Below are 24422 nucleotides of genomic sequence, written 5' to 3'. Positions count from 1 at the left end.
ATTTTCGCGAAACAATCAGAAATCCGCCTAGGGACGGATGGCATGATGACTGAAATGTGCTACACTAGATTTAGTATCAATGAAAGAGGCTAAATGATTATGAAAACAAAATTTTATAAATTACGCCGAAATAGCGCTGTATCAGGAGTCTTGGCTGGTTTGTCGGACAAATTTGGTTTAGATGTAGGGCTTGTTCGCTTTTTATTCGTTTTATTTACCATTTCTAATTTGGGCTTAGGGATTATCATCTACATCATTTTATCATCTGTGATGCCTTACAAGGAAGACGTAGAAGAAGAAATGTATGGAACAGGACCTCGTAAGCGCAAAGAAGCAGAAGCAATCAAAGAAGATGACGGCTGGTTTTGGTGAGTGTGTTGGAAAAAGCGTTTGGTTATATATGCTAGAAAGGAGTTCGGACAATGGACTCCTTTATTTTGGGAGGAGGAGAAATGGAATATTGGGATGCTTATAATGAGCAAAGAGAGCGACAAGGAAAGTTTCTAAAGAGAGGTCAACCAATTGCGGAAGGGCAGTATCACCTCTGTGTCAATGTCTTCGTTCGTCATATAGATGGGGAATTTCTCCTGATGCACCGCAGTCCAAAAAAAGAAATTCATCCTAATTATTATGAGTTTGGTGCAGGAGGGAGTGTGTTGGCTGGTGAAGATAGCATGACCGCAGCCTATCGTGAATTGCAGGAAGAAACTGGGCTGATTCCTAGAAAAATACAACTGATTGAGCAGACGACTTCACCTAAAGATCACTGCCATTTTGATTTTTATGAGGCAATCGTCACAGAGAAAGACGTGAAATATCAAGAAGGTGAAACGGATAGCCACATCTGGCTGAAACCTAGTGAACTCCGTTATTTTATGAATCGTTATCCTTTATTTCAAAATCAAAAACAAATTGTAGAAAAAATGCTCCAGTCAGAGAAGTAGTAAATGCTATATATTATATATGGTTGCATCCATTTTCTTTGCAAAATCAAGGATGAAACTCTCCTTTAATCTCAAAATTTGCTATAATAGAAAAAGAAACTATCAAAGGGGAAGAATATGACTGTAAAGATCAAAGATCTATTAAAAAAAGTCAGATTAAATGTGGTTTATGGCGATGAGAAAATGTTGGAAAGAGAAATTACGACCTCTGATATTTCCCGCCCAGGACTTGAAATGACAGGTTATTTTGACTATTACACACCAGAACGTATCCAGCTAATGGGAATGAAAGAATGGTCTTACTTGATGAAGATGACCTCTCACAATCGCTATCAGGTTTTACGGAAAATGTTTGAACGAGACACTGTTATGATTGTGGCGCGTGATCTGAAAGTACCTGATGAGATGTTGAAGGCTGCAAAGGAAAATAAAATTGTTGTTCTCAGCAGCCGCACCCCAACGAGTCGTTTATCCGGTGAAATTTCTAGCTATCTAGATTCACGTTTGGCTGAGCGAACCAGTATTCATGGGGTTTTAATGGATATTTACGGAATGGGTGTCTTGATTCAAGGAGATAGTGGAATCGGAAAAAGCGAAACTGGTTTAGAACTGGTGAAACGGGGACATCGTTTAGTTGCGGATGACCGCGTAGATATCTACGCAAAAGATGAAATGACTCTCTGGGGCGAGCCAGCGGAAATTTTGCGCCATTTACTTGAAATACGCGGTGTTGGGATTATTGATGTCATGAGCCTTTATGGAGCTAGTGCTGTCAAGGATTCATCACAGGTTCAATTGGCTGTTTATCTGGAAAATTATGATGTCAATAAAACATTTGACCGTTTGGGAAATAATGGTGAAGAGTTTGAAGTATCAGGTGTGTCCATTCCAAGGATTCGTATTCCTGTGAAAACGGGTCGCAACATTTCGGTGGTGATTGAAGCAGCAGCGATGAATTACCGTGCTAAAGAGATGGGCTTTGATGCCACGAAGACTTTTGAGGAACGCTTGACCAATCTCATTAGTGAGAATGAGGTGTCTCATGATTAATCCAATTGCATTTAAAATAGGACCTCTAAGTATTCGCTGGTATGCGATTTGTATTGTAACAGGTTTAGTTTTAGCTGTTTATCTGGCTATGCGTGAAGCGCCGCGAAAGAAAATCATTCCAGATGACATTCTTGATTTTATCCTCATTGCGTTTCCCTTAGCAATCGTTGGAGCTCGCATTTATTATGTCATTTTTGATTGGGGCTATTATGCTAAAAATCCTGCTGAGATTTTTGCCATTTGGCACGGAGGAATTGCTATCTATGGCGGTTTAATCACCGGAGCGATTGTCTTGTATTTTTTCTCACAAAGAAAGCTTATCAATACGCTAGACTTTTTAGATATTGCGGTTCCAGGAGTGATGATTGCCCAAAGTCTTGGACGCTGGGGAAATTTCTTCAATCAAGAGGCTTACGGAGCGGTTGTTAAAAGTCTAAATTACTTACCAAGTTTTATGCGCAACCAAATGTACATTGATGGTCATTACCGACAACCAACTTTTCTTTATGAGTCGGTTTGGAATTTGTTAGGATTTGCTTTAGTGATGGTTGCGAGAAGAAAGAAAAATTTTCTCAAACGTGGGGAAATGACTGGATTTTATCTTATTTGGTATGGAATAGGTCGCATGGTGATTGAAGGTATGCGAACAGATAGTCTCATGTTTGCGGGCTTGCGTGTGTCACAATGGTTGTCTGCTGTTCTAGTGGTTGCAGGAATCATTCTCGTCATTTACCAACGCAGAAAAAAAGATACCCCTTATTATTAAAAAGTTAGGAGAAGAAAAATGCTTGAAATTGCTTATAGTCTAGTTGCCCTCGCTTTGATTGCTTTGATTGTTTATACGATTTTTTTGGTTAGGAAAATCTCAAATGTCGTTGATGAAACAGAAAAAACAATTCAGGTGTTGACGACAGATGTCAATGTGACACTTTATCAAACCAATGAATTGTTAACGAAAGTGAATGTTTTAGCAGATGATATTAATGGAAAAATGACAACCATTGCCCCGCTTTTCACTGCAGTTGCAGATTTATCTGAGTCCGTTTCGGATTTGAATGATTCTGCTCGTCATTTGAGCAAAAAAGCTGCTGCAGCAGGAAAAAATAGTGTCAAAGCTGGTGCAACTTTATCGGCTTTACGTATGGTTACTAAACTATTTAAAAAATAAGAAAGAAGGTTTATTATGGGTAAATTTTCATCTATCCTTTTAGGAACAATCTCTGGTGCGGCTGCAGCGGTATTTCTCACAAGTAAAAAAGGAAAAGAAGTGACAGCTAAGGTTTCTGATTTCATGAATGAGGTCAAAGAAAATCCAGATGATTTTAAAGATCAAGTAGTACAAAAAGCCAATCATTTCTCTAATCAAGCTGCAGAAGCAGTCAACCAAGCCAAAGAAAAGGTTGAGAGCGGAGAAATTACAGGTGAAACAATTCTTGACTCTGTGAAAGAAGCAACGAAACAAGTAGTTGACTTCTCACAAGAGAAAATGCAAGAATGGAAAGAAAAAATGACACCAGAAGGTATCTCTCCAGAAGATTTCAAAAAAACTGAGCAAGAACCAGTTGATAAAGAAACCACATCGGAGGATATTGTCATTGATTTGACAGAAGAAAACCAAGAATCGGAAAATGAAGACAAAAAAATTGAGGACTAGCACCTCAATTTTTTTAACTTTTTAACATCGATTTTACATCACAACGAATCACAACAATTCACGACAAAAATAGTGCCTGTTTGCAAGGCGCTTTAATTTCAAAACTATTTATTTCTTTTCTGACGAATAAATGCTTGCTGCATTTTAATGCAAACTAAACTAACACCAATTGCTAAAGCAAAAGCTAAGAAAGTGTTTATTTTAATAGACAAGAATAAAAAGCTAAACAAAGCTGTCAAGATACAAAATGTAGCAATATTCACGAAAAATAGTAATTCTTTCAGATTTGGATTCGTTTTTGCTTCAGGAATGTAATCTTGATAAAGGGGATATTGTTCTTGTTCTAATTCTGGATAGGTGTAGTCCTCTTGATAGGGCTGATATTTTCTTGCAGTCATGTTCTCTCTCCTTACAGTACTCTCTTATTTTATCATGATTTTAATTAGATAAATATTACATAACGGTTACAAAAAGGCTAAAAATGCTTTTCAAATTAAAAAATAGAAGAGAAATCAAAAATATGTTATAATTTTGCTATGAAAAAGATTATCATTACAGCGACAGCTGAGAGCGTTGAACAAGTAAAAGAGCTTTTAGAAGCAGGCGTAGATCGCATTTATGTAGGTGAAAAGGAGTATGGTCTTCGGTTACCCCATACTTTTTCTTATGATGAATTGCGGCAGATTGCAGCCCTTGTACATGAGGCGGACAAAAAGTTGACAGTTGCTGTCAATGCTTTGATGCATCAGGAAATGATGAATAAAATCAAGCCATTTCTTGATTTTTTAGTGGATATTCAGGCGGATTATATTACTGTGGGAGATGCCGGTGTCTTTTATGTGTTAAAACGCGATGGTTATCCGTTTAAGACGATTTATGATGCCTCGACTATGGTTGCTAGCAGTCGTCAAGTGAACTTCTGGGGGCAAAAAGCTGGCGCTTCTGAGGCTGTTTTAGCACGGGAAATTCCATCGGCAGAATTGTTTAAAATGCAGGAAGTGTTAGAAATTCCTGTTGAGATTTTAGTTTATGGTGCTAGCGTCATTCATCACTCTAAGCGTCCGCTTTTGCAAAACTATTATAATTTTACTCATATTGATGACGAAAAGAGCCGTGAGCGTGATTTATTCCTTGCAGAGCCGAGTGACCCAGATAGCCATTATTCTATTTTTGAGGACAATCATGGGACGCATATTTTTGCAAATAATGATTTGGATATGATGACGAAACTTGGAGAGTTGGTAGAACATGGCTTTACACATTGGAAATTAGAAGGCATTTACACGCCAGGACACAATTTTGTTGAAATTGCCAAACTCTTTGTGCAAGCGCGTGAGCTGATTGAGACCAATCAATTTACACATGATCAGGCTTTCCTTTTGGATGAGCAGATTCATCAATTGCATCCCAAAAATCGTTTCTTGGATACTGGATTTTATGAATATGATCCAGACCAGGTGAAATAAGGAATACAGATGGTCGCGAGTTGTGACTGCTTGTTTAACATTCACAATCTGCTATCTTTAGTTTGCTTTCAAGCCCTTTTTGCTATAAAATAAAAAGGCTAAGTATTAGAATTTAGAAAAGAGCGAGAATATGACAAAAACTTTGAAAAGGCCAGAGGTTCTGGCGCCTGCTGGAACGTTGGAAAAATTAAAAGTCGCCATTCGCTATGGAGCGGATGCTGTTTATATTGGTGGACAAGCCTATGGTTTGCGCAGTCGTGCTGGAAATTTTACATTTGAAGAAATGGAAGAGGGCGTTCAATTTGCTCGTGAACACGGCGCTAAAGTCTATGTGGCTGCAAATATGGTGACCCACGAAGGCAATGAAGAAGGAGCTGGAGAATGGTTCCGCACTTTGCGGGATATTGGTATTTCTGCTGTTATCGTATCTGACCCAGCTTTGATTGCCATTGCTTGTACAGAAGCGCCAGGTTTGGAAGTACACTTGTCAACACAAGCTAGCGCGACAAACTATGAAACATTGGAATTTTGGAAAGATTTGGGGTTGACACGTGTCGTTTTGGCGCGCGAAGTTTCCATGGAAGAATTGGCAGAAATCCGCAAACATACCGATGTTGAGATTGAAGCCTTTGTTCACGGCGCTATGTGTATTTCCTACTCAGGACGTTGTACTTTGTCCAATCATATGAGCATGCGGGATGCCAATCGTGGGGGCTGCTCTCAATCTTGTCGTTGGAAATATGATCTCTACGATATGCCTTTTGGACAAGAGCGCAAGAGCTTAAAAGGCGAAATTCCAGAAGAATTTTCTATGTCGGCTGTGGATATGTCCATGATTGATCACATTCCAGATATGATTGAAAATGGGGTGGACAGCTTGAAAATTGAAGGGCGCATGAAGTCTATTCACTATGTATCTACTGTTTCAAATTGTTACAAGGCGGCAGTAGATGCTTATCTTGAAAGTCCTGAAAAGTTTGAAGCAATCAAGCAAGATTTAGTAGATGAAATGTGGAAAGTTGCGCAACGTGAGTTGGCGACAGGATTTTATTATCATACACCGACTGAAAATGAGCAGCTTTTTGGAGCACGCCGCAAAATTCCGCAATATAAATTTGTGGCAGAAGTGGTGGCTTATGACCCTGATACGCAAACAGCGACTATTCGGCAACGAAATGTCATTAATGAGGGCGACCCAGTTGAATTTTATGGTCCTGGTTTCCGTCATTTTGATGCAGTCATTACAGATTTACACGATTCAGATGGAAATAAAATTGATCGGGCTCCTAATCCGATGGAACTGTTGACGATTTCCTTGCCACATCCAGTTTATCCAGGTGATATGGTACGTAGTCGTAAAGAAGGTTTGATAAATCTTTATAAAGAAGACGGCACAAGTGTCACAGTACGGGCATAAAAATCTACATTGAGAAGAGGTTTGAATGGTTAATTCTGCCTCTTTTCATTTGTAAAAAATATTTAAAAAAAATGAATGTAAACGCTTGCTTTTTTAAAAAAGAAGGTGTACAATATAATTAAAGAAAGATAAGAAAGGGCTGATTCCAATGGGTGTCGGAACGTTCATATTTTAAATCGTTTATGATGTATTAGTTTCTATTTGCTAATTGTTTTTCTTAATTGGAGGTATTTGATAAATATTTCTGAAGATGTCATGTAGTGGTTTGTAGAATTGCATCGCGTATAAAGAACGCAAAGTAAGAATAAATAAGAATGTTATTTGATGCAGTCGGTAGAAGCTTTTTAATGATTTTCACGCTTTGGTATAAAACCGCTATTGTTTTAGATGAAAAAACTTGTTTTTGATATATTGTGGACAAGAAAATCATTCTTTAATAAAATAACGATGGAATCATCATAAGAATCTCTTTTCAGATAATTACTTTCTGAAAGTCTATCTATCACTTATTAGCAAATAGAGACGGCTCCTAGCTTTCTGTAGGTATACAGTAACTAGGAGTTTTTTGTATGCTCTGTTCTTTGAAAAAAATCATGAAAAGTAGTATAATAAATTGGATATACAAAAGATTTGCAAAACTGTAATTCGACTTGGGATTCCAAGGACCGTTAGTAAAAAAATTTGAAAAGGAGAATCAATGAGCAATATTAAATTGATTGCTTTAGGTGGCGTACGTGAGAATGGAAAAAATCTTTACATCGCTGAAGTGGATGAATCTATTTTCGTCCTGGATGTCGGATTAAAATATCCAGAAAATGAACAGCTTGGTGTGGATTTTGTTATTCCAAATATGGACTATTTGTTTGAAAATAAGGACCGTATTGCAGGGGTCTTTTTGACACACGGGCATGCAGATGCAATTGGTGCCTTGCCTTATTTACTTGCTGAAACGAAAGTTCCTGTGTTTGGCTCAGAATTGACGATTGAGTTGGCTAAGTTATTTGTCAAAGGAAATGATACGGTCAAAAAGTTCAATGATTTTCATGTGATTGATGAAGACACAGAGATTGATTTTGGAGGTACAGTTGTATCTTTCTTTAAAACAACGCATTCCATTCCGGAGAGTTTAGGGATTGTTTTGAAAACGTCTGAGGGAAATATTGTTTACACAGGTGATTTCAAGTTTGACCAGACAGCTAGTCAGTCTTATGCAACAGATTTTGCTCGCTTGGCGGAAATTGGTCGTGAAGGTGTTCTAGCTCTTCTTAGTGATTCTGCAAATGCAGATAGTAGTATTCAAGTGGCGAGTGAAAGTGAAGTCGGCAAAGAAATCACCGATACGATTGGTGATTGGAATGGACGCGTCATAGTTGCAGCGGTTGCAAGCAATCTTTCTCGTATTCAACAAGTTTTTGAAGCTGCCGCTAGGACAGGTCGTCGTGTTGTATTGACTGGATTTGACATTGAAAATATCGTTCGTACTGCTATTCGCTTGAAGAAATTATCACTCGTGGACGAACGTTTGCTAATCAAGCCAAAAGAAATGTCCAAGTTTGAAGATCATGAGTTGATTATTTTGGAAACTGGGCGTATGGGTGAGCCAATCAATGGCTTGCGCAAGATGTCTATCGGACGTCACCGTTATGTAGAAATCAAAGAAGGCGATTTGGTTTATATTGTTACAACACCGTCTATCGCAAAAGAAGCCTTGGTGGCACGTGTAGAAAACATGATTTACCAAGCAGGTGGTGTTGTCAAACTAATTACGCAAGATTTACGAGTATCTGGACATGGAAATGAGCGCGATTTGCAATTGATGTTAAACCTCTTGCAGCCGAAATTCTTGTTCCCAATTCAAGGAGAATATCGCGAATTGGCAGCACATGCTAAAGCTGCCATGGCAATTGGTATGTTGCCAGAGAACATTTTTATTCCAAAACGTGGTAGCATTATGGAATATGAAAAGGGTGATTTTGTACCTTCTGGTGCGGTATCTTCTGGTGATGTCATGATTGATGGAAATGCGATTGGTGATGTCGGAAATATCGTTCTTCGTGACCGCAAAGTTCTGTCTGAAGACGGTATCTTTATCGTAGCTATTACGGTGAACCGTCGTGACAAGAAGATTATTTCCAAAGCCAAGGTTCATACGCGTGGATTTGTTTATGTCAAGAAAAGTCGTGACATTCTGCGTGAAAGTGCTGACTTAATCAATAAGACAGTTGAAGATTATCTTGCAAAAGATAATTTTGACTGGGGTGAACTGAAGGGAGCTGTGCGTGATAATCTTGCGAAATATCTCTTTGAGCAAACCAAACGTCGTCCAGCAATTTTACCTGTTGTAATGGAAGTGCGTTAAGAAAATAAATAAGTAAGTACATTTAACCTATAGTAACAAAAATAGTGGGGTCAGGACGTTTGTTCCAACCCCTTTCTTACATTTATATGAAAAGGAGAAAAAATGGCATTTTTTGAAATAGAGTATCATTCAGCAGTGTTGGAAATGGAGCGTCGTGTCAATGTCATCTATCCTGATGCGGATGCAGTAGCTCCCAGTCAGATAGCAGATACGGATATTCCCGTTCTTTACCTTTTGCACGGCATGGGCGGCAATGAAAATTCGTGGCGAAAACGGACGAATATTGAGCGTTTACTGCGCCATACAAATTTAATTGTCATTATGCCGTCAACAGATCTTGCTTGGTACACCAATACTGCTTATGGATTGAAGTATTATGATGCCATAGCAAAAGAATTGCCTGAGGTTATGCATCGTTTCTTTCCTAATATGAGTCGGAAACGAGAGAAAACCTTTATTGTAGGTCTGTCAATGGGAGGTTATGGGGCTTATAAAATAGCCTTGACGACAGATCGATTCTCCTATGCAGGGTCATTTTCAGGCGCTATTGGGCTCGGTTTGGATGATGTGGACATAGAAGAACTTCCTGGCGGTACGCTCAACTATTGGCAAGGTGTGTTTGGTGATTTGAAAGCAGCTGATGTCAAGCAGCATTTTTTAACAACAATGGCAAAGAAGTCAGATAAAAAGACTAAATTTTATGCTTGGTGTGGGGAGCAAGATTTTCTTTATCAAGCAAATGAAGTAGCTGTTAAACAATTGCGCGAATGTGGCTTAGATATCACCTATCATCATAATTCGGGAAAGCACGAGTGGTATTATTGGGAAAAACAATTAGAGGAATTTCTGAAATGGCTGCCGATTGATTTTGAAGTAGAAGAGCGCTTATCCTAAAGTTGCTTGAGAGATGCCCTTTTTGACAGAAATTTACATTTTTTTGTCAATATTTTATTCTTTCTTTTACAGTTCTCTATGTTAAGAAATTTTTAAGCGAATCTCATTATACTTACTCTTTACATTTGAGATTAGGAGGGAAGTATGAGGTTTATATTTCGAATATTTTCGGCGCTGTTGCGCTTGATATGGCGTTTAGTTTATAGCCTTGCATTAACAGCACTCTTTTTAGTGGGAATCTTGTATGTCATTAGTCCTTCTAAAAGCAATTTTTCGACAACACTTCAGCAAGATGTCAGTCAAATTTATCGATATGTAAGTGGACAGGATAGTCAGCTAGGTGTCGGGCAAAATGTGAAAGACCTGACCAAACAGCTATCGGACAATCATGGTCACCAAGCGTCTGGTGTCCGATGGGACACAGCGAGTGCTACGGTTTATATAGATACACAAGACGAGACATTTCGCTCAGCTTATCAGGAAGCTATTCGTGCCTGGAATCAAACGGGTGCCTTTACTTTCCAGATTGTAAATGATAAAAATCAAGCCAATATTGTAGCTACAGAGATGAATAATAGCACTGTCAGTGCGGCAGGCGAAGCAGAATCCAAAACCAATTTGCTGACCAAGCGTTTTACAAATGTAACTGTTCGACTAAATCGTTATTATCTATTAAACAGTCAATATAGCTACTCTTATGAGCGAATCGTAAACACAGCAGAGCATGAACTGGGACATGCGATTGGATTGGAACACAATGAAGAAAAATCTGTTATGCAATCCGCTGGCTCGTTTTACGGGATTCAAGCAGTAGATGTTCAAGCAGTAAAGGAGTTGTATCAAGCATAAAATGATAAGAAATATCTTTAAAATCATCAGATGTTTCCCAGAGCAAGTTTTCTTGTTTGTCTTTAATTCCAGCATTTTTGCCTGGCTTTGGCAAAGTGGTTCTGATATTGCCGATCGTATCGGTGTGACAGCTGCATGGCAAGAACATGTTCCGGCACCCATTCAGAATTTCTTTGGTCAAAGCAGTCAAGCTGTTCAAGGCTTTTTCAATCATTCAGCCGTGATGTGGTTGATTGGTTCGATGATGATCCTTTGGGTGATTCGTTTTGTAAAAGGAATCATCAAATTAGGGCTTTTTGCTTTGATTATTCTATTAGGTGTTTACCTTGTGATGCAAAATCAAGAAATTTTAAGTAGTTTTAAATGAAAATGCGGTCAAAATGAACCGCATTTTTGTTTTCTAAGATAGCAGTTAGGATAGGAATCTGCTATAATAGGTTTATGATTATTTTACAAGCAAATAAGATTGAACGCTCTTTTGCAGGGGAGGTTCTTTTTGATAATATCAACCTGCAAGTGGATGAACGAGATAGAATTGCCTTAGTCGGTAAAAATGGAGCTGGGAAGTCAACCCTGCTCAAGATTTTAGTGGGTGAGGAAGAGCCTACTTCTGGTCAAATCAATAAAAAACGAGATCTTTCCCTGTCTTATCTGGCTCAGGACAGCCGCTTTGAGTCGGAGAATACCATCTATGACGAGATGCTGCATGTTTTTGATGATTTACGTCGGCAGGAGCAGCGATTACGACAGATGGAGCTGCAAATGGGAGAATTGGCAGGAGAAGAGCTGACTGCTCTCATGACTCAGTACGATCAGCTGTCAGAGAATTTCCGTCAGGCAGGTGGCTTTACCTATGAGGCAGATATTCGTGCAATTCTCAATGGTTTTAAGTTTGATGAGTCTATGTGGCAGATGAAGATAGAAGAGCTTTCGGGCGGGCAGAATACTCGATTGGCTTTAGCGAAAATGCTGTTGGAAAAGCCAGATTTATTGGTACTGGATGAGCCTACCAACCATTTAGATATAGAGACGATTGCTTGGCTGGAGAACTATTTGAGCAACTATAGCGGAGCTCTCATCATCGTCAGTCACGACCGTTATTTCCTAGACAAGGTAGCCACTGTGACGCTGGATTTGACCCAGCACTCGTTGGATTGCTATGTGGGAAATTATTCTAGCTTTGTTCAGCAAAAGGAGCAGAAGCTCTTGACAGAGGCCAAGAATTATGAAAAGCAGCAGAAGGAAATTGCTGCTTTGGAGGATTTTGTCAATCGCAATCTGGTTCGGGCATCTACAACCAAACGCGCTCAATCCAGACGCAAACAGCTGGAAAAAATGGAGCGTCTTGACAAGCCAGACAGAGGCAGTCGTTCTGCTAATATGACCTTTCGCTCAGCTAAACCTTCTGGAAATGTCGTCCTAACGCTGGAAGATGCGGCTATCGGTTATGATAACCAAGTGTTGTCCGAGCCTATCAATCTGGATATTCGTAAATTTAACGCAGTAGCCATTGTCGGACCAAATGGTATTGGCAAAACAACTCTTATCAAGTCGCTTGTAGGACAAATTCCTTTTATCCGTGGTCAGGAGCATCTGGGAGCAAATGTGGAGCTGGGCTACTATGACCAGACCCAAAGCCGATTGACACCGAGCAATTCAGTCTTGGACGAGCTTTGGAATGATTTTAAACTAACACAAGAAGTGGAAATCCGCAATCGTCTGGGTGCTTTCCTCTTTTCAGGTGATGATGTCAAAAAGTCTGTCAGTATGCTGTCAGGTGGGGAACGAGCGCGGCTTTTACTGGCTAAGTTGTCTATGGAAAACAAGAATTTTCTGGTGCTGGACGAGCCAACCAACCACCTAGATATTGATAGCAAAGAGGTGCTGGAGAATGCCTTGATTGACTTTGACGGTACTTTGCTCTTTGTCAGCCATGATCGCTACTTTATCAACCGGGTTGCCACGCAGATTATCGAGCTTTCTGATACTGGATCTACTCTTTATCTGGGCGATTATGACTATTATCTGGAGAAAAAAGCAGAGCTGGAAGCTTTGAGAGAGGAGAAAGCTACTGCGGCAGAGCCCGCTCAGTCTCAGCTAGTCACCAACTATCAACTCCAGAAAGAAACACAGAAAGAAGCTCGAAAATTAGCTCGCCGTTTGGAGCAGCTGGAAGCTGAAATTGAAGAGCTGGAGATGCAAACGACCGAGTTGACTACAGCTATGCAGGAAACCAATGACGCAAGCGAACTCATGGAGCTTCAGCAAAAGCTAGACCAGCTGACTGAACAGCAGGAAGCAGCCATGACAGAGTGGGAAGAAGTGGCAGAACAGGTGTGAGCGAGCTATTTTTAAGTCAAGAAATTTCATCCGAAGCGAAGAAATTCTTCCCTGAGACCAAATCCCGAACGTTTCAAAAGGGGATGAGAGTTTTTTGAGCAAAAAACCTCATCCTTCATGAAGGATGAGGCAACTTTTAAGTAATTTGCCATTTTCCATATGCGGACGAGAAGTTTTAGAGGAAAATAGCTTTGTCCAGTTTTCGGAAGGAAGTTTTTGGAACAAATTCCGAACATTCTTGTTTCGGACAAAGCTTTTTTGAAAAAATAATGTCGGCCGATTTTCGGACAAGAAGATTTTGACAAAAAAAGACGTGTCCGAAAGTAAAATCCGAACATTTGAGACGGAATTACCCATATCCCATTTTTTCTAGTAAGGTTATTTTGCTCGCCCGTTTGAATGAAGGAACTTTTAGGGCGAAGAAAGAATTTGATTGACGGGGAAAGTCAGGGGAAGTGTTCCATTTACTTGCTTTATCAGTAGTCCCCAGTCTTTTGAGGGCGATATATGGAAGTAGCAATCTTTGTAGAAGAGCAGATGAAATGCCTGTTGACCTAGAGGTTCAAATACTAGATTTGAAGTAGTACAGCTTTAATGTAATATCTGAAAAGACTAAAAATTGTGAAAGGAGTTAATGGTGAAGTAATGGAAGCTTTAGGCAAGGTGTTTCGTGATTTTCGCTTAAATGGTAATTATTCTCTTGCTCAGGCAGCGGGGGATCAAGTATCAACTTCTCAGCTGTCCCGTTTTGAGCGAGGAGAGTCTGAGTTGACAGTGGATAAGTTCTTAGCGGTTCTGGATAATATTCAGGTCAGTGTGGAAAATTTTATGGATGCAGCTAGAAACTATCAACGAGCTGAAATTGTTGAATTTATGTCCCACATTGTCCCGCTCTATTATGCTAAAGATATTGAAGGTTTTCAGAAGTTGCAGCATCAGGAGAGAGAAAAAGCTAGACAGCGACAGGATAGCCTCATTCATGAGCTCAATATTATCTTGGTACAAGGACTAATTTGTCAGCGAGATAATCGTTATGAGATGAAACCGACTGACCTAGAGCGTGTGGCGGATTACCTTTTTCAGAGAGAAAATTGGGGAATGTATGAGCTGATTTTAATCGGAAATCTTTATTCGTTCTATGAGGTGGACTATGTTTATCGGATGGGTAAGGAAGTTTTAGAGCGTGAATATTTTTATGAAAATATCAACAAGCATCGTCGGTTGGTTTTGATTTTGGCTCTGAATTTTTACCTGCATTGCTTAGAGGGAAAGGATTTTGAGAAAGCAACGTATTTCAAGAACGCAGTTGCTAAAATTTTAGATAAAGAAATTAAGCTTTACGAGCGGACAATTTTTCTCTATGTCAAGGGCTTTGAAGCATATCAAAAAGGTCAGCAGGAGCAAGGTATTGCAAAAATGAAAGAAGCTATTCAGATTTTTGAGACCTTAGAATTACCCGAACAAGTTGATTATTATCAAGAACATTACCAGAAATTTATTACACAAAAAATATAAAAAGAGAGACACTTTTCCCAAATACGGGAAAAATAGTGCCTTTCTTTTTTTATTTGTTAAAATATAAAAAAAGAATTTGGAGGTTTCTTTATGAACAAACAAGCGGTACAACTCATTGCACGCGGAGCTATCAACAAGATTGGCAATATGCTCTATGATTATGGAAACAGTATTTGGCTAGCGTCGTTAGGAGTTATAGGTCAGACCGTTTTAGGAATTTACCAATTGTCCGATTTAATAACAGCTATTTTATTCAATCCTTTCGGCGGTGTTATCACCGATCGTTTTTCTAAACGAAAAGTCTTAATGACAACTGACTTGATTTGTTCTCTCCTGTGTTTAGGAATTTCCTTTATTACTCATAAACAGTTGATGATTGGAGCTCTCATTTTCGCCAATGTGGTGCAAGCTATTGCTTTTTCTTTCTCACGACCAGCAAACAAATCCTATATCACCGAGATTGTAAATAAAGAGGAAATCGTAGCTTACAATTCTCATTTGGAGGTGGTTTTGCAGTTAATCAGTGTGTCAGCTCCTGTCCTCTCTTTCTTAGTCATGAACTATGCCAATCTGCGGATTACTTTGCTTTTAGATGCACTGAGTTTTTTCCTCGCCTTTATTTTGGTTTATTTCCTACCTAACAAAGAACCAGAAATGAAATCAACTGGTAGGCTGACAATAAGAGCAATTTTGGAAGATATGCGAGAAGGAGTGCTTTATATTCGACAACAAAAGGAAATCTTCTTTCTACTCGTAGTAGCATCTAGCGTTAATTTTTTCTTTGCAGCTTTTAACTACCTCCTACCTTTCACTAATCAGCTTTTTCAGCAAAAAGGAGCTTATGCGACCATTCTGACAATGGGAGCTATCGGCTCTATCATTGGAGCACTCTTGGCAAGTAAGATTAAGGATACTATGGAGAATTTGCTAACCACCCTTTGTCTGACAGGTTTAGGAGTTGTAATAATAGGGAGTTCTGCTATTTTTCCTGTTCCTGCTTATCTAGCTTATGGCGGTAATTTTCTTTGTGAGTTATTCATGACAGTTTTTAACATTCATTTTTTCAGCCAGGTGCAAACCAAGGTTGACAATCAGTATTTAGGTCGAGTATTCTCTGCTATTTTTACACTGGCTATTCTTTTTATGCCGCTTGCAACAGCAATTGTGACATTGATTCCAAGCGTACACCTGTTTTCTTTTATTGTCATTGGCATTGGAGTGATGAGTCTGGCTGTTTTCTCAATTTTTTATCAAAAATCATTGCAAACAAAAGGAAGCTGAGACAAAAGTGCTCAGCTTCCTTTGCTTATATAGTCAGAATGATAAGACGTAGTAGTTTGGAGAAGCTCTATTGACTTTAGTCAATGTAGAGTTTCCAATGCACAATTGATTAGGCACTTTAGTGCCAATCAAACACTGCTGAGTGGACTCTAATGCGTTGATAAATCAACTTTTACATCCCCACTCTCATTTTATACCCTATTCAAACTCTGCCTTGCTCTTGACGTCGCCGTATTCTTCGGGGACTTCTTGCGCTAGAATGTCCTCGTAGTTGGCGAGTGGAGTATCTTGGCCATATTTATTCTTCAGGGCGGTTGTCACTAGGCGGTAAGCTAGATTGGCATTGCGGGATAGGATAGGACCGTGGAAGTAAGAGCCAAAGACATTCTTGTAGTGCACGCCTTCGCTTTGGTCTTCCTTGTTGTTTCCATTCCCATAAATAATTCTGCCGAGCGGTTTTTCGTCTTCAGATAGGAATGTCCGTCCTTGGTGATTTTCAAAACCATAATAGGTTTCGTCAAATTCATCGTTATGAATCTTAATGTCGCCGATGTAGCGGTTATTTTTTTGATTGAGAGTGTAATGTCCCATAATTCCAAGTCCCTCAATCCGCCGACCAGAAGCTTCAATGTAATATTGACCTAGAAGCTGAAAGCCACCACAAATAGCTAGTACCACGCCGTCATGATTGATAAATTCTTCCAAACTATCTTTTTTTGCAGGCAGATCTCGTGCCACAATGGTCTGCTCGTAGTCTTGCCCTCCGCCGAAAAACGCCAAATCATAGTAATCTTTGTCAAACTTATCTTCAAGTGAGACAATATCAATCTGAACGCGAGCACCTAGCTTTTCAGCTACATATTTGAGCATGAGAATATTGCCATTGTCACCGTAGGTATTCATGAGATTGCCATAGAGATGAGCAATCTTCAAATCATAAGTATAATCCCGATTTTCAGGAGAAGTTAGTGATGTATAAACCATTAGTTCATCTCCTTTCTGACGACTTGATGAGAAGCCAGCAATTCGCGAAACTCTAGCATGGCGGTGTAAGTAGCTAGGATATAGGCATGCTTGGTTTCTTGGTTTTTAATTTTTTCAAAGACCTGGCTTAAATCAGCTACTTCACTGATTTGTTCAGCATTATAGCCAGTCACCCGCAAGCGTCGGGCAATCTCAGAATGACGAACCCCGCCAGCAATCATATGCGGGATATCCATGTTTAAAACCTGCTCAAAATCTGCATCCCAGATCCAGCTCGTATCGATACCGTCCGCATAATTAGCATTGAGCAGAACTGACAAGCTAAATGGATAAGGAGCTAGTTTAATCATTTCTAGAGCTTGCGTAGCTCCAACAGGATTTTTAATGAGAACTAGCGTACACTCCTTGTCGCCAATCTTGAAAGTTTCCTGACGTCCGAAAACAGCTCTGCTCTTGTCAAAACCAGTCTTGATAGTAGTTGGCTCAACTCCAAAGAATTGAGCAACGGAAACGGCAGCTAAAGCGTTGTAGATATTGTAGAGGCCACCGATATTGATGTGATAGCTTTGACCGTCAATGACAAAATCCGAACTGTTGTGACGAAGACTGGTCAATTGGGTTAGTTTGTAGTCTAATTCAGGGCGCCTAAAGCCACAGTGCTCACAAATATAATCGCCTAGATTGGCATAAGTGTTGAGCTTGTATTTTAGAATGTGCTGACATTTAGGACAGAGAATACCCTCCGTATTGTAATGAGCTAGTTTTGGCTCTCCTTTTTCTGTATCAAAACCATAATATTGAACCGGATTTTTGAGAGTAACAGAGTTAAACAGCGGACTGTCTCCATTTAGCAAGACGGTTGCCGTAGGAACCTTTTGAGCAGCATCCAAAATCATTTGGTAGGTCGTGTAAATTTCTCCGTAACGATCCATTTGGTCGCGGAAAATATTGGTAAAGACAAAAAGGCTCGGTTTAATGTAGTCGCAAATGCGTGAGAGGCTAGCTTCATCAATTTCTAGTATAGCGATATTCTTGCCGGTTTTTCCTTTTTTAGCGGTCAGAAAAGTCGTCGCAATCCCGCTAATCATATTGGCTCCGCTGGGATTGGTCACAACTTCGCCAAAAGCCTCTTTGAGGATTCCAACTGTCAGAGCAGTAGTCAGAGTTTTACCGTTTGTCCCTGTAATCACCACTACTTCGTAATCACGAGCTAGTGTGTTTAAAATGTCGTTGTCAAATTTCAGAGCAAGTTTTCCAGGCAGAGTTGAACCACGTCCCAGTTTGCTTAAAACAAAATGGGAGGATTTCCCTGCAAGAGTGCCCAACATAGTATTTATCTTCATAAGAAATATTTTATCATAAAAAAGTAAAGAAGGTTACAGAAAAATATCTTGAAAAGTGATATAATAGTCAAGAACGTTTTTAGGTTGAGAAAGAGAGGACACTGAAAATGAATTTTCAGCAATTGTCCAATCTCCAATATTGGTCTAGTTTATTTTCTAGCCCTTGGAGTATTGTTACCAATATTATAGATATTGCACTGGTTGCTTGGATTTTATTTTATTTTACAAAAGCAATCGCTGGTACTAAAATTATGATTCTCGTTCGAGGGGTTTTAATCTTTGTGCTGGCTCAGATTCTTGCCAATGCCATTGGTTTAACAACGGTTTCTTGGTTGATTAATCAAGTTATCACCTATGGGGTTATTGCGGCAGTTGTGATTTTTACACCTGAGATTCGTACAGGTCTGGAGAGGCTGGGGCGTGCTACCGATTTGTTTTCTACAGCACCCATTAGCTCAGAAGAAAGAATGGTGCAGGCATTTGTCAAAGCAGTGGATTATATGAGTCCTCGGAAAATTGGGGCTCTCGTTGCTATCCAAGGTAGCAGAACCTTGCAAGAATACATTGCAACAGGGATTCCGTTGGACGCTGATGTATCTGGTGAGTTGTTAATCAATATCTTCATTCCCAATACACCGCTGCATGACGGTGCTGTCATTGTAAGAGACAATAAAATAGCTGTTTCTTGCGCTTATCTTCCGCTCACAGAAAACACAGGGATTTCTAAGGAATTTGGAACACGTCACCGCGCGGCAATCGGTCTGTCAGAAGTGTCCGATGCCCTTACTTTTGTAGTATCGGAGGAAACTGGAGGTATCTCTATTACACATAATGGAGTTTTCAAGCATAATTTGACATTAGAGGAATTTGAAGCAGAATTGCGGAAAGTGCTGATCTCAGATGAACAACCAAAATCACCATTTAGAAATCGTGTGCTAGGAGGTTGGAAACATGAAAAATCGTAAACAGATTTGGTACATCATTTCTTCCATCTTTTTTGCGGGTGTTTTATTTATTTACGCCACCACGACAAATTACCAAAATAATTCAAATGCTAGACAAACAACTTCTGAAACCTATACCAACACCTTGCCTAGTGTACCAATTGACATTAAATACGATAGTGAAAAGTATTTTATTAGTGGGTTTTCATCTGAAGTGTCAGTGGTATTAACTGGTTCTAATCGTGTGACTCTTGCTAGTGAAATGCAAGAAAGTACACGAAAATTCAAGGTTGTGGCAGATTTGACAAAAGCTACAGAAGGAACGAGAGAAGTACCTTTGGCGATTAAAAATTTACCAAGTGGGTTGACTGCGACTGTCACACCAGCTAAGATTACAGTGAAAGTTGGCAAGAAAGCAAGCAAGACAGTTGAAGTGAAAACAACTATCAGTTCAGCCCAGTTAGCAGATGGGTTGATGGTTGATCGCGTGACGGTTGGTGACAATAAGGTAACTGTTACAAGTGACGAAGATACGCTGGCTAAGGTCGATCATGTAGAAGCGGTAGTGCCAACTAGTGAAAAAATATCAGCTAACTATTCAGGAAATGCCCCACTACAGGCAGTTGATGCAAATGGCACAGTTTTGCCAAGTGTGATTACTCCTTATGAGACAACCATAAAAATTACTGTTAAATCATCAAGTTCGTCTTCGAGTTCGACGAGCTCATCCAAATAAAAGTATTGAAAGGATTTTAGAAAATGGGAAAATATTTCGGAACGGACGGAGTTCGTGGAGAAGCAAATGTGGAGTTAACACCAGAGTTAGCTTTTAAATTAGGGCGTTTTGGTGGTTATGTATTAAGCCAGCATGAGAAAGATGTACCCCGTGTCTTTGTAGGGCGTGACACACGTATTTCAGGAGAAATGCTGGAAAGTGCTTTAGTAGCTGGACTTCTGTCTGTTGGGATTCGTGTTTATAAGCTTGGGGTTATTGCGACACCAGGTGTAGCTTATCTGGTGAAATCTGAGAAAGCAAGTGCGGGTGTTATGATTTCAGCTAGCCACAATCCTGCACTTGACAACGGTATTAAATTCTTTGGTGGCGATGGCTATAAATTGGACGATGAGCGTGAATTGGAAATTGAAGCTCTTCTTGATGCCAAAGAAGACGATTTACCGCGTCCAAGTGCGGAAGGTTTAGGAACTCTTATGGATTATCCAGAAGGGTTGCGCAAATATCAACAATATCTCGTGTCCACTGGTCTTGATTTAGAGGGAATGAAAGTTGCCCTTGATACAGCAAATGGTGCTGCTTCAACGAGTGCTCGTCAGGTATTTGCGGATTTGGGAGCTAGATTGACGGTCATCGGGGAAAATCCAGATGGGCTAAATATCAACTTGAATGTTGGCTCTACACATCCTGAAAAATTGCAAGAAACAGTTCGTGAATCAGGCTCAGCACTTGGTTTGGCATTTGATGGAGATAGTGATCGCTTGATTGCGGTAGATGAAAATGGTGAGATTGTTGATGGTGATAAAATCATGTACATCATTGGGAAATATCTCTCTGGAAAAGGTTTACTAGCCCAAAATACAATCGTAACAACTGTTATGTCAAACCTAGGTTTCCATAAAGCTTTGGATCGTGAAGGTATTAATAAAGTGATTACAGCTGTTGGTGACCGTTATGTCGTAGAAGAAATGCGCAAATCGGGTTACAATCTTGGTGGTGAGCAATCAGGGCATGTCATTATCATGGATTATAATACGACGGGTGACGGTCAGCTGACAGCCGTTCAATTGACAAAAGTAATGAGAGAAACAGGTAAAACTTTATCTGAATTAGCTTCAGAAGTGACTATTTATCCGCAAAAATTGGTTAATATCCGTGTTGAAAATACTATGAAGGACAAGGCCGTGGAAGTTCCTGCTATTAAAGCTGTGATTGAAAAAATGGAAGAAGAAATGGCTGGAAATGGTCGTATTCTTGTTCGTCCAAGCGGAACAGAACCACTTTTACGAGTCATGGCAGAAGCACCAAGCCATGAGAAAGTAGATTACTATGTCGATACAATTGCAGATATTGTGCGTGCTGAAATCGGTATTGAATAAAGCAAAGAAGCTCTTGTTTGTATAACAAACAGGGCTTTTCTTTGTCTTTATATTGTAACTTGTTTTGTCAATCAATTTTTTATATAATACAAGCAATATATGAGGTGATGATGTGAAAACAAGAGGATTATTGGTACTGGATGTAGACAGTACCTTGATTAGAGAAGAAGGAATTGATTTGCTAGGTGCTGCAGCAGGAGTTGGTGAGCAAGTCGCAGCCATTACAGAACGGGCTATGCAAGGGAAATATGATTTTGAGACAGCTTTGATAGAACGCGTGGCCTTGCTCAAAGGACTTCCTGAAACAATTTTTAAACGAGTTTTTAAGCAAATTCATTTTACCAAAGGTGCTCAAGAGTTGATAGAGGAAATGCATCAGCGTGGATACAAGGTTGGCGTTGTATCAGGAGGATTTCATGAAATGGTAGACGAATTAGCAGAGAAATTGAATGTAGATTACATAAAAGCTAATCGTTTGGAAGTGAAAGACGGTAAGCTAACAGGTAGAGTTTTAGGAACAATTGTCACAAAAGAAGTCAAAAAAGTCATGTTAAAGCAGTGGGCAGAGGAAAATAATTTGACTCTGTTTCAAACCATTGCTGTAGGAGACGGTGCCAATGACCTCCCGATGATATTGACGGCAGGAATCGGGATTGCTTTTAACGCCAAGCCTCTTGTGAGAGAACAAGCGCCGTATCAAATCAATCAAACGGACTTGTATCACGTTGTAAAACTTTTAGAGGGGATAGAAAGCGAGGACTAAGTCATGCATGTTTTAATTGCACCGGATTCTTTTAAGGAAAGTTTATCAGCTCAAAGTGTTGCAGAGGCTATAAAAGCAGGTTTTTCCAAGGCACTCCCTGAAGCAACATTTGACTTGCTACCCATTGGAGATGGTGGTGAGGGAACAATGGCAGCTCTAACTGCAGCCTTGCAGTTAGACACTTATACTCACATCGTAACTGGGCCTTTCGGAGAACCTGTTTCGATGAAATATGCTCGCAAAGGCGATCTAGCTCTCTTTGAAATGGCTGATTTGGCTGGTTTAGCCTCTATTTCGCCAGAAAAAAGAAATCCTCTGAACATTGAAACTAGAGGTTTGGGAGAGTTAATTTTGTATCTAGCCAAGGAAGGTGTGCGGCAAATTTATATTGGCGTAGGGGGCTCTGCTACCAATGATGGTGGAATTGGAATGGCAGCTGGGCTGGGTTATGAATTTTTTGATAAAGACAATCATTTGCTTCAAGCAAAAGGTGCGTCTTTAGGTCGTGTGGCTCGCATTTCAGCTGATAATGTTCCTGCAATTTTGGAAAATCTGGACATTCAGATTTTGACAGATGTCACGAATCCTCTCTGTGGTGAAAACGGCGCCACATACGTCTTTGGAGGACAAAAAGGTTTGCCCGCTCTGCTATTTTCTCAAGTGGATCAGGCAATGGCGACTTTTTATAAACAGGCTAATCCAACAATTTTTTCGCTAGCTGGTGCAGGTGCCGGAGGAGGAATGGCGGCTGGTCTGGTGACATTTGCTCATGGAAAAATTGTTTCAGGAATTGACACTTGTCTTAACTTGCTTGATTTTGATAATCGTGTCAAAAGGGCTGATTTAGTCATCGTGGGTGAAGGACGAATGGATCAACAAAGTTTGGCAGGCAAAGCCCCGATTGGATTGGCAAGAAGAACACCAAGGAATGTCCCCGTTATCGCTATTTGTGGGAGTCTAAGTGATGACTTACCTGCTTTTCCAGTAGAAAACATTCAAGCTGCTTTCCCAATCATTTCTCAAGTCGAACCTCTAGCTATTATTCTAGCCAAGGCAGAAGAAAATCTCATCCGAACAGCTCAAAATATTGGAAATCTATTAAAAATGAAAATATAAGATTTAACTCTATCGGCTGAATCTTGAGAAAGTGGAATTTGACCTATTTGCATTTTCGTTGAGGCGATTATCTCTATCACATCTGCCATTTTCGACTAATTTAATAAGGGATTAGAGCTAGTATTCTTTCACTTCCTTAATTTTTTCTTTTGTTGTCCAATCTCACTCCCATTTTTCTTTTTTTTATGATAAACTATATAAGAGGGGGTGTAGACATGATAAAGATATTTGGTCAGTTGCGCTATCATTGGCAACCAGATCTTTCTCTTCTAATCATTTATTGGTCTTTATCGGTCATTCCGATTTTTATAGGTTTTGCATTTTTATTTGAGAGTTCAGAAGTTCCGTTTTTAGTTCTTTTCTCTTTCTTTCTCTTTATGGTCTTATTAGGGATTGGCGTACATAGATATTTCACTATATACGATGACGGGATTTTGAGAATTACTACGGCAAATCCATTCACACCTTCAAAGATTGAAATTTCAACAATTCGTAAAGTAGAAGTGACAAAAACTTCTATCACTCTTTTCTTTAATGGCAAAGAAAAAGGCCGTACGTTTTGTATGCGTAAGTGGCCTAAGAAGTATTTTGTAAATGCTTTGGCTTTGAATGACCATTTTAAAGGTGAAGTTGAACTAATGGACAACTTCACCCACGTAGACTATTTTGAAACCTATTATGCTCATCCTAAAAAAACTACTCTTTCTTAAGAGCTTTTGTAGGACAGTTTTTGATAGCTTCAATAACATCAGGTGTTTCAGGAATTTCTTTTTCCAGAAGTTCATCTTCTTGATGAAATTTAACAATGCCATTGTCATGATAATCAAATAGTTCAGAATAAGTTTGGCAAAGCCCGCAGGCAATGCATCGTTCAGGAATGAGTGTAACTTTCATACTCATATTGTAATCGGAATTTTAAAAAAATACAAGGAGGAAGTCATGGCAAAGGAACCATGGGAAGAAGATATTTACGACAAGGGAGAAAAAGAATTGACGAGAAGTAAAAAAACGAGCGATGTAGTGGCCAATCGTGTGTTGACAATTTTAGCGGTTATTTTTTTCATCATGGTGATTACAATTGTAGGTATGATGATTTATTTATCAACTGGCGGAAGCAGCAAAAAAGCAGCAACACAGGGCTTTTATAATACTAAGGCTACCAGCAAACCAAGTGAAAGTTCTAGCGTTCCAGAGTCTTCTAAGGCAACAAGTGATAGCAGTCAAACGCAATCATCTGAAGGAACGCTTACCGTTCAAGCTGGAGAAGGTGAGGCGGCCATTGCTGCGCGTGCAGGGATTTCGATTGCTGAATTGGAGCGTTTAAATCCTTCTCACATGACGACAGGTGCTTGGTATGCCAATCCAGGTGATGTGGTGAAAATTCGATAGGA

The 24422-nt window shown here is 39.6% G+C and carries 26 protein-coding genes; 22 read left to right on the top strand and 4 right to left on the bottom strand.

Going from position 1 to position 24422, the window contains the following annotated elements; genetic code table 11:
- The first annotated feature begins 99 nt into the window (after nt 1-99).
- The 6 genes from EL079_RS04055 (at nt 100) to EL079_RS04030 (ending at nt 3648) form a co-directional block, all read left to right on the top strand.
- Entirely contained in the window at nt 100-372 is a 273-nt protein-coding gene (locus tag EL079_RS04055; RefSeq protein WP_025271868.1) for a PspC domain-containing protein, read from the top strand.
- Nucleotides 373-422: 50 nt separating this feature from the next.
- Nucleotides 423-944, top strand: a complete 522-nt coding sequence (locus EL079_RS04050) for an NUDIX hydrolase (protein ID WP_003025120.1) — start codon at nt 423-425, stop codon at nt 942-944.
- Between the two features lie 117 nt (nt 945-1061).
- A complete protein-coding gene (gene hprK, locus EL079_RS04045; RefSeq protein ID WP_003032689.1) occupies nt 1062-1994 on the top strand; it encodes an HPr(Ser) kinase/phosphatase in 933 nt (310 codons plus the stop codon).
- On the top strand, nt 1987-2760 hold the full coding sequence (gene lgt / locus EL079_RS04040) for a prolipoprotein diacylglyceryl transferase (RefSeq protein ID WP_003025115.1): 774 nt from the start codon (nt 1987-1989) through the stop codon (nt 2758-2760). The genes hprK and lgt overlap by 8 nt, the downstream gene beginning before the upstream one ends.
- An 18-nt stretch (nt 2761-2778) precedes the next feature.
- Nucleotides 2779-3162 (top strand): DUF948 domain-containing protein, encoded by a 384-nt coding sequence (locus EL079_RS04035; protein WP_003032761.1) that lies wholly within the window; start codon nt 2779-2781, stop codon nt 3160-3162.
- A 15-nt stretch (nt 3163-3177) separates the two neighbouring features.
- Nucleotides 3178-3648 carry a YtxH domain-containing protein gene (locus EL079_RS04030; RefSeq protein ID WP_003032705.1) on the top strand — a complete coding sequence of 157 codons (471 nt, stop codon included), beginning with the start codon at nt 3178-3180 and terminating at the stop codon, nt 3646-3648.
- Nucleotides 3649-3752: 104 nt separating this feature from the next.
- On the opposite strand, the gene EL079_RS04025 is transcribed toward EL079_RS04030, so the two are convergent.
- Nucleotides 3753-4046 carry a DUF3270 domain-containing protein gene (locus EL079_RS04025; protein ID WP_003032701.1) on the bottom strand — a complete coding sequence of 98 codons (294 nt, stop codon included), beginning with the start codon at nt 4044-4046 and terminating at the stop codon, nt 3753-3755.
- A gap of 138 nt (nt 4047-4184) precedes the next feature.
- Between EL079_RS04025 and EL079_RS04020 the strand changes: the two genes are divergently transcribed.
- The 9 genes from EL079_RS04020 to EL079_RS03980 all read left to right on the top strand — a co-directional run bounded on the left by EL079_RS04020 (nt 4185) and on the right by EL079_RS03980 (nt 15769).
- Complete coding sequence (locus EL079_RS04020) at nt 4185-5114, top strand: peptidase U32 family protein (protein WP_003032770.1); 930 nt, start codon at nt 4185-4187, stop codon at nt 5112-5114.
- Between the two features lie 130 nt (nt 5115-5244).
- A complete protein-coding gene (locus tag EL079_RS04015) occupies nt 5245-6531 on the top strand; it encodes a peptidase U32 family protein (RefSeq protein ID WP_003032731.1) in 1287 nt (428 codons plus the stop codon).
- A gap of 697 nt (nt 6532-7228) precedes the next feature.
- On the top strand, nt 7229-8890 hold the full coding sequence (locus EL079_RS04010; RefSeq protein WP_003032685.1) for a ribonuclease J: 1662 nt from the start codon (nt 7229-7231) through the stop codon (nt 8888-8890).
- 102 nt (nt 8891-8992) lie between these two features.
- The gene (locus EL079_RS04005; protein ID WP_003032697.1) at nt 8993-9784 is read left to right on the top strand and encodes an alpha/beta hydrolase; all 792 of its coding nucleotides are present in this window, start codon (nt 8993-8995) and stop codon (nt 9782-9784) included.
- A 144-nt stretch (nt 9785-9928) separates the two neighbouring features.
- The gene (locus tag EL079_RS04000; protein ID WP_003032719.1) at nt 9929-10633 is read left to right on the top strand and encodes a matrixin family metalloprotease; all 705 of its coding nucleotides are present in this window, start codon (nt 9929-9931) and stop codon (nt 10631-10633) included.
- Nucleotide 10634: 1 nt separating this feature from the next.
- A complete protein-coding gene (locus EL079_RS03995) occupies nt 10635-11000 on the top strand; it encodes a hypothetical protein (RefSeq protein ID WP_018543455.1) in 366 nt (121 codons plus the stop codon).
- Nucleotides 11001-11074: 74 nt separating this feature from the next.
- Nucleotides 11075-12973, top strand: a complete 1899-nt coding sequence (locus EL079_RS03990) for an ABC-F family ATP-binding cassette domain-containing protein (protein ID WP_003032678.1) — start codon at nt 11075-11077, stop codon at nt 12971-12973.
- A 645-nt stretch (nt 12974-13618) separates the two neighbouring features.
- Complete coding sequence (locus EL079_RS03985) at nt 13619-14488, top strand: helix-turn-helix domain-containing protein (protein ID WP_003032758.1); 870 nt, start codon at nt 13619-13621, stop codon at nt 14486-14488.
- A 90-nt stretch (nt 14489-14578) separates the two neighbouring features.
- Nucleotides 14579-15769, top strand: coding sequence for an MFS transporter (locus EL079_RS03980; RefSeq protein WP_003032715.1), 1191 nt, complete (start codon nt 14579-14581; stop codon nt 15767-15769).
- A gap of 198 nt (nt 15770-15967) precedes the next feature.
- On the opposite strand, the gene gatD is transcribed toward EL079_RS03980, so the two are convergent.
- The gene (gatD, locus tag EL079_RS03975) at nt 15968-16753 is read right to left on the bottom strand and encodes a lipid II isoglutaminyl synthase subunit GatD (RefSeq protein ID WP_003032749.1); all 786 of its coding nucleotides are present in this window, start codon (nt 16751-16753) and stop codon (nt 15968-15970) included.
- On the bottom strand, nt 16753-18096 hold the full coding sequence (gene murT, locus EL079_RS03970) for a lipid II isoglutaminyl synthase subunit MurT (RefSeq protein WP_026248158.1): 1344 nt from the start codon (nt 18094-18096) through the stop codon (nt 16753-16755). Before murT ends, gatD begins: the two co-directional genes overlap by 1 nt.
- Before the next feature lie 107 nt (nt 18097-18203).
- On the opposite strand from murT, the gene cdaA reads away from it, so the two are divergent.
- From cdaA to EL079_RS03940, 6 genes are all read left to right on the top strand, one after another.
- A complete protein-coding gene (cdaA, locus tag EL079_RS03965; RefSeq protein ID WP_003032693.1) occupies nt 18204-19061 on the top strand; it encodes a diadenylate cyclase CdaA in 858 nt (285 codons plus the stop codon).
- A complete protein-coding gene (locus EL079_RS03960; RefSeq protein WP_003032661.1) occupies nt 19048-19776 on the top strand; it encodes a CdaR family protein in 729 nt (242 codons plus the stop codon). The genes cdaA and EL079_RS03960 overlap by 14 nt, the downstream gene beginning before the upstream one ends.
- Before the next feature lie 23 nt (nt 19777-19799).
- Nucleotides 19800-21152 (top strand): phosphoglucosamine mutase, encoded by a 1353-nt coding sequence (gene glmM, locus EL079_RS03955; RefSeq protein ID WP_003032683.1) that lies wholly within the window; start codon nt 19800-19802, stop codon nt 21150-21152.
- A 112-nt stretch (nt 21153-21264) separates the two neighbouring features.
- Nucleotides 21265-21915: a phosphoserine phosphatase SerB gene (gene serB, locus EL079_RS03950; protein ID WP_003032671.1), complete on the top strand. Its 651-nt coding sequence runs from the start codon at nt 21265-21267 to the stop codon at nt 21913-21915.
- Nucleotides 21916-21918: 3 nt separating this feature from the next.
- The gene (locus tag EL079_RS03945) at nt 21919-23031 is read left to right on the top strand and encodes a glycerate kinase (RefSeq protein WP_003032725.1); all 1113 of its coding nucleotides are present in this window, start codon (nt 21919-21921) and stop codon (nt 23029-23031) included.
- A 215-nt stretch (nt 23032-23246) separates the two neighbouring features.
- Complete coding sequence (locus EL079_RS03940; protein ID WP_003032886.1) at nt 23247-23741, top strand: EbsA family protein; 495 nt, start codon at nt 23247-23249, stop codon at nt 23739-23741.
- Here the strand turns inward: EL079_RS03940 and EL079_RS03935 are convergent.
- Nucleotides 23728-23925, bottom strand: a complete 198-nt coding sequence (locus tag EL079_RS03935; protein WP_003032851.1) for a ferredoxin — start codon at nt 23923-23925, stop codon at nt 23728-23730. The genes EL079_RS03940 and EL079_RS03935 overlap by 14 nt on opposite strands.
- 45 nt (nt 23926-23970) lie before the next feature.
- Between EL079_RS03935 and EL079_RS03930 the strand changes: the two genes are divergently transcribed.
- Nucleotides 23971-24420 (top strand): SAG1386/EF1546 family surface-associated protein, encoded by a 450-nt coding sequence (locus tag EL079_RS03930; RefSeq protein ID WP_003032880.1) that lies wholly within the window; start codon nt 23971-23973, stop codon nt 24418-24420.
- Nucleotides 24421-24422 lie beyond the last annotated feature (2 nt).

This window comes from Streptococcus anginosus (genome assembly GCF_900636475.1).
GTDB lineage: Bacteria > Bacillota > Bacilli > Lactobacillales > Streptococcaceae > Streptococcus > Streptococcus anginosus.
Note: the sequence above shows the minus strand (reverse complement) of the source record. Positions and strands in the feature narration are given on the sequence as shown.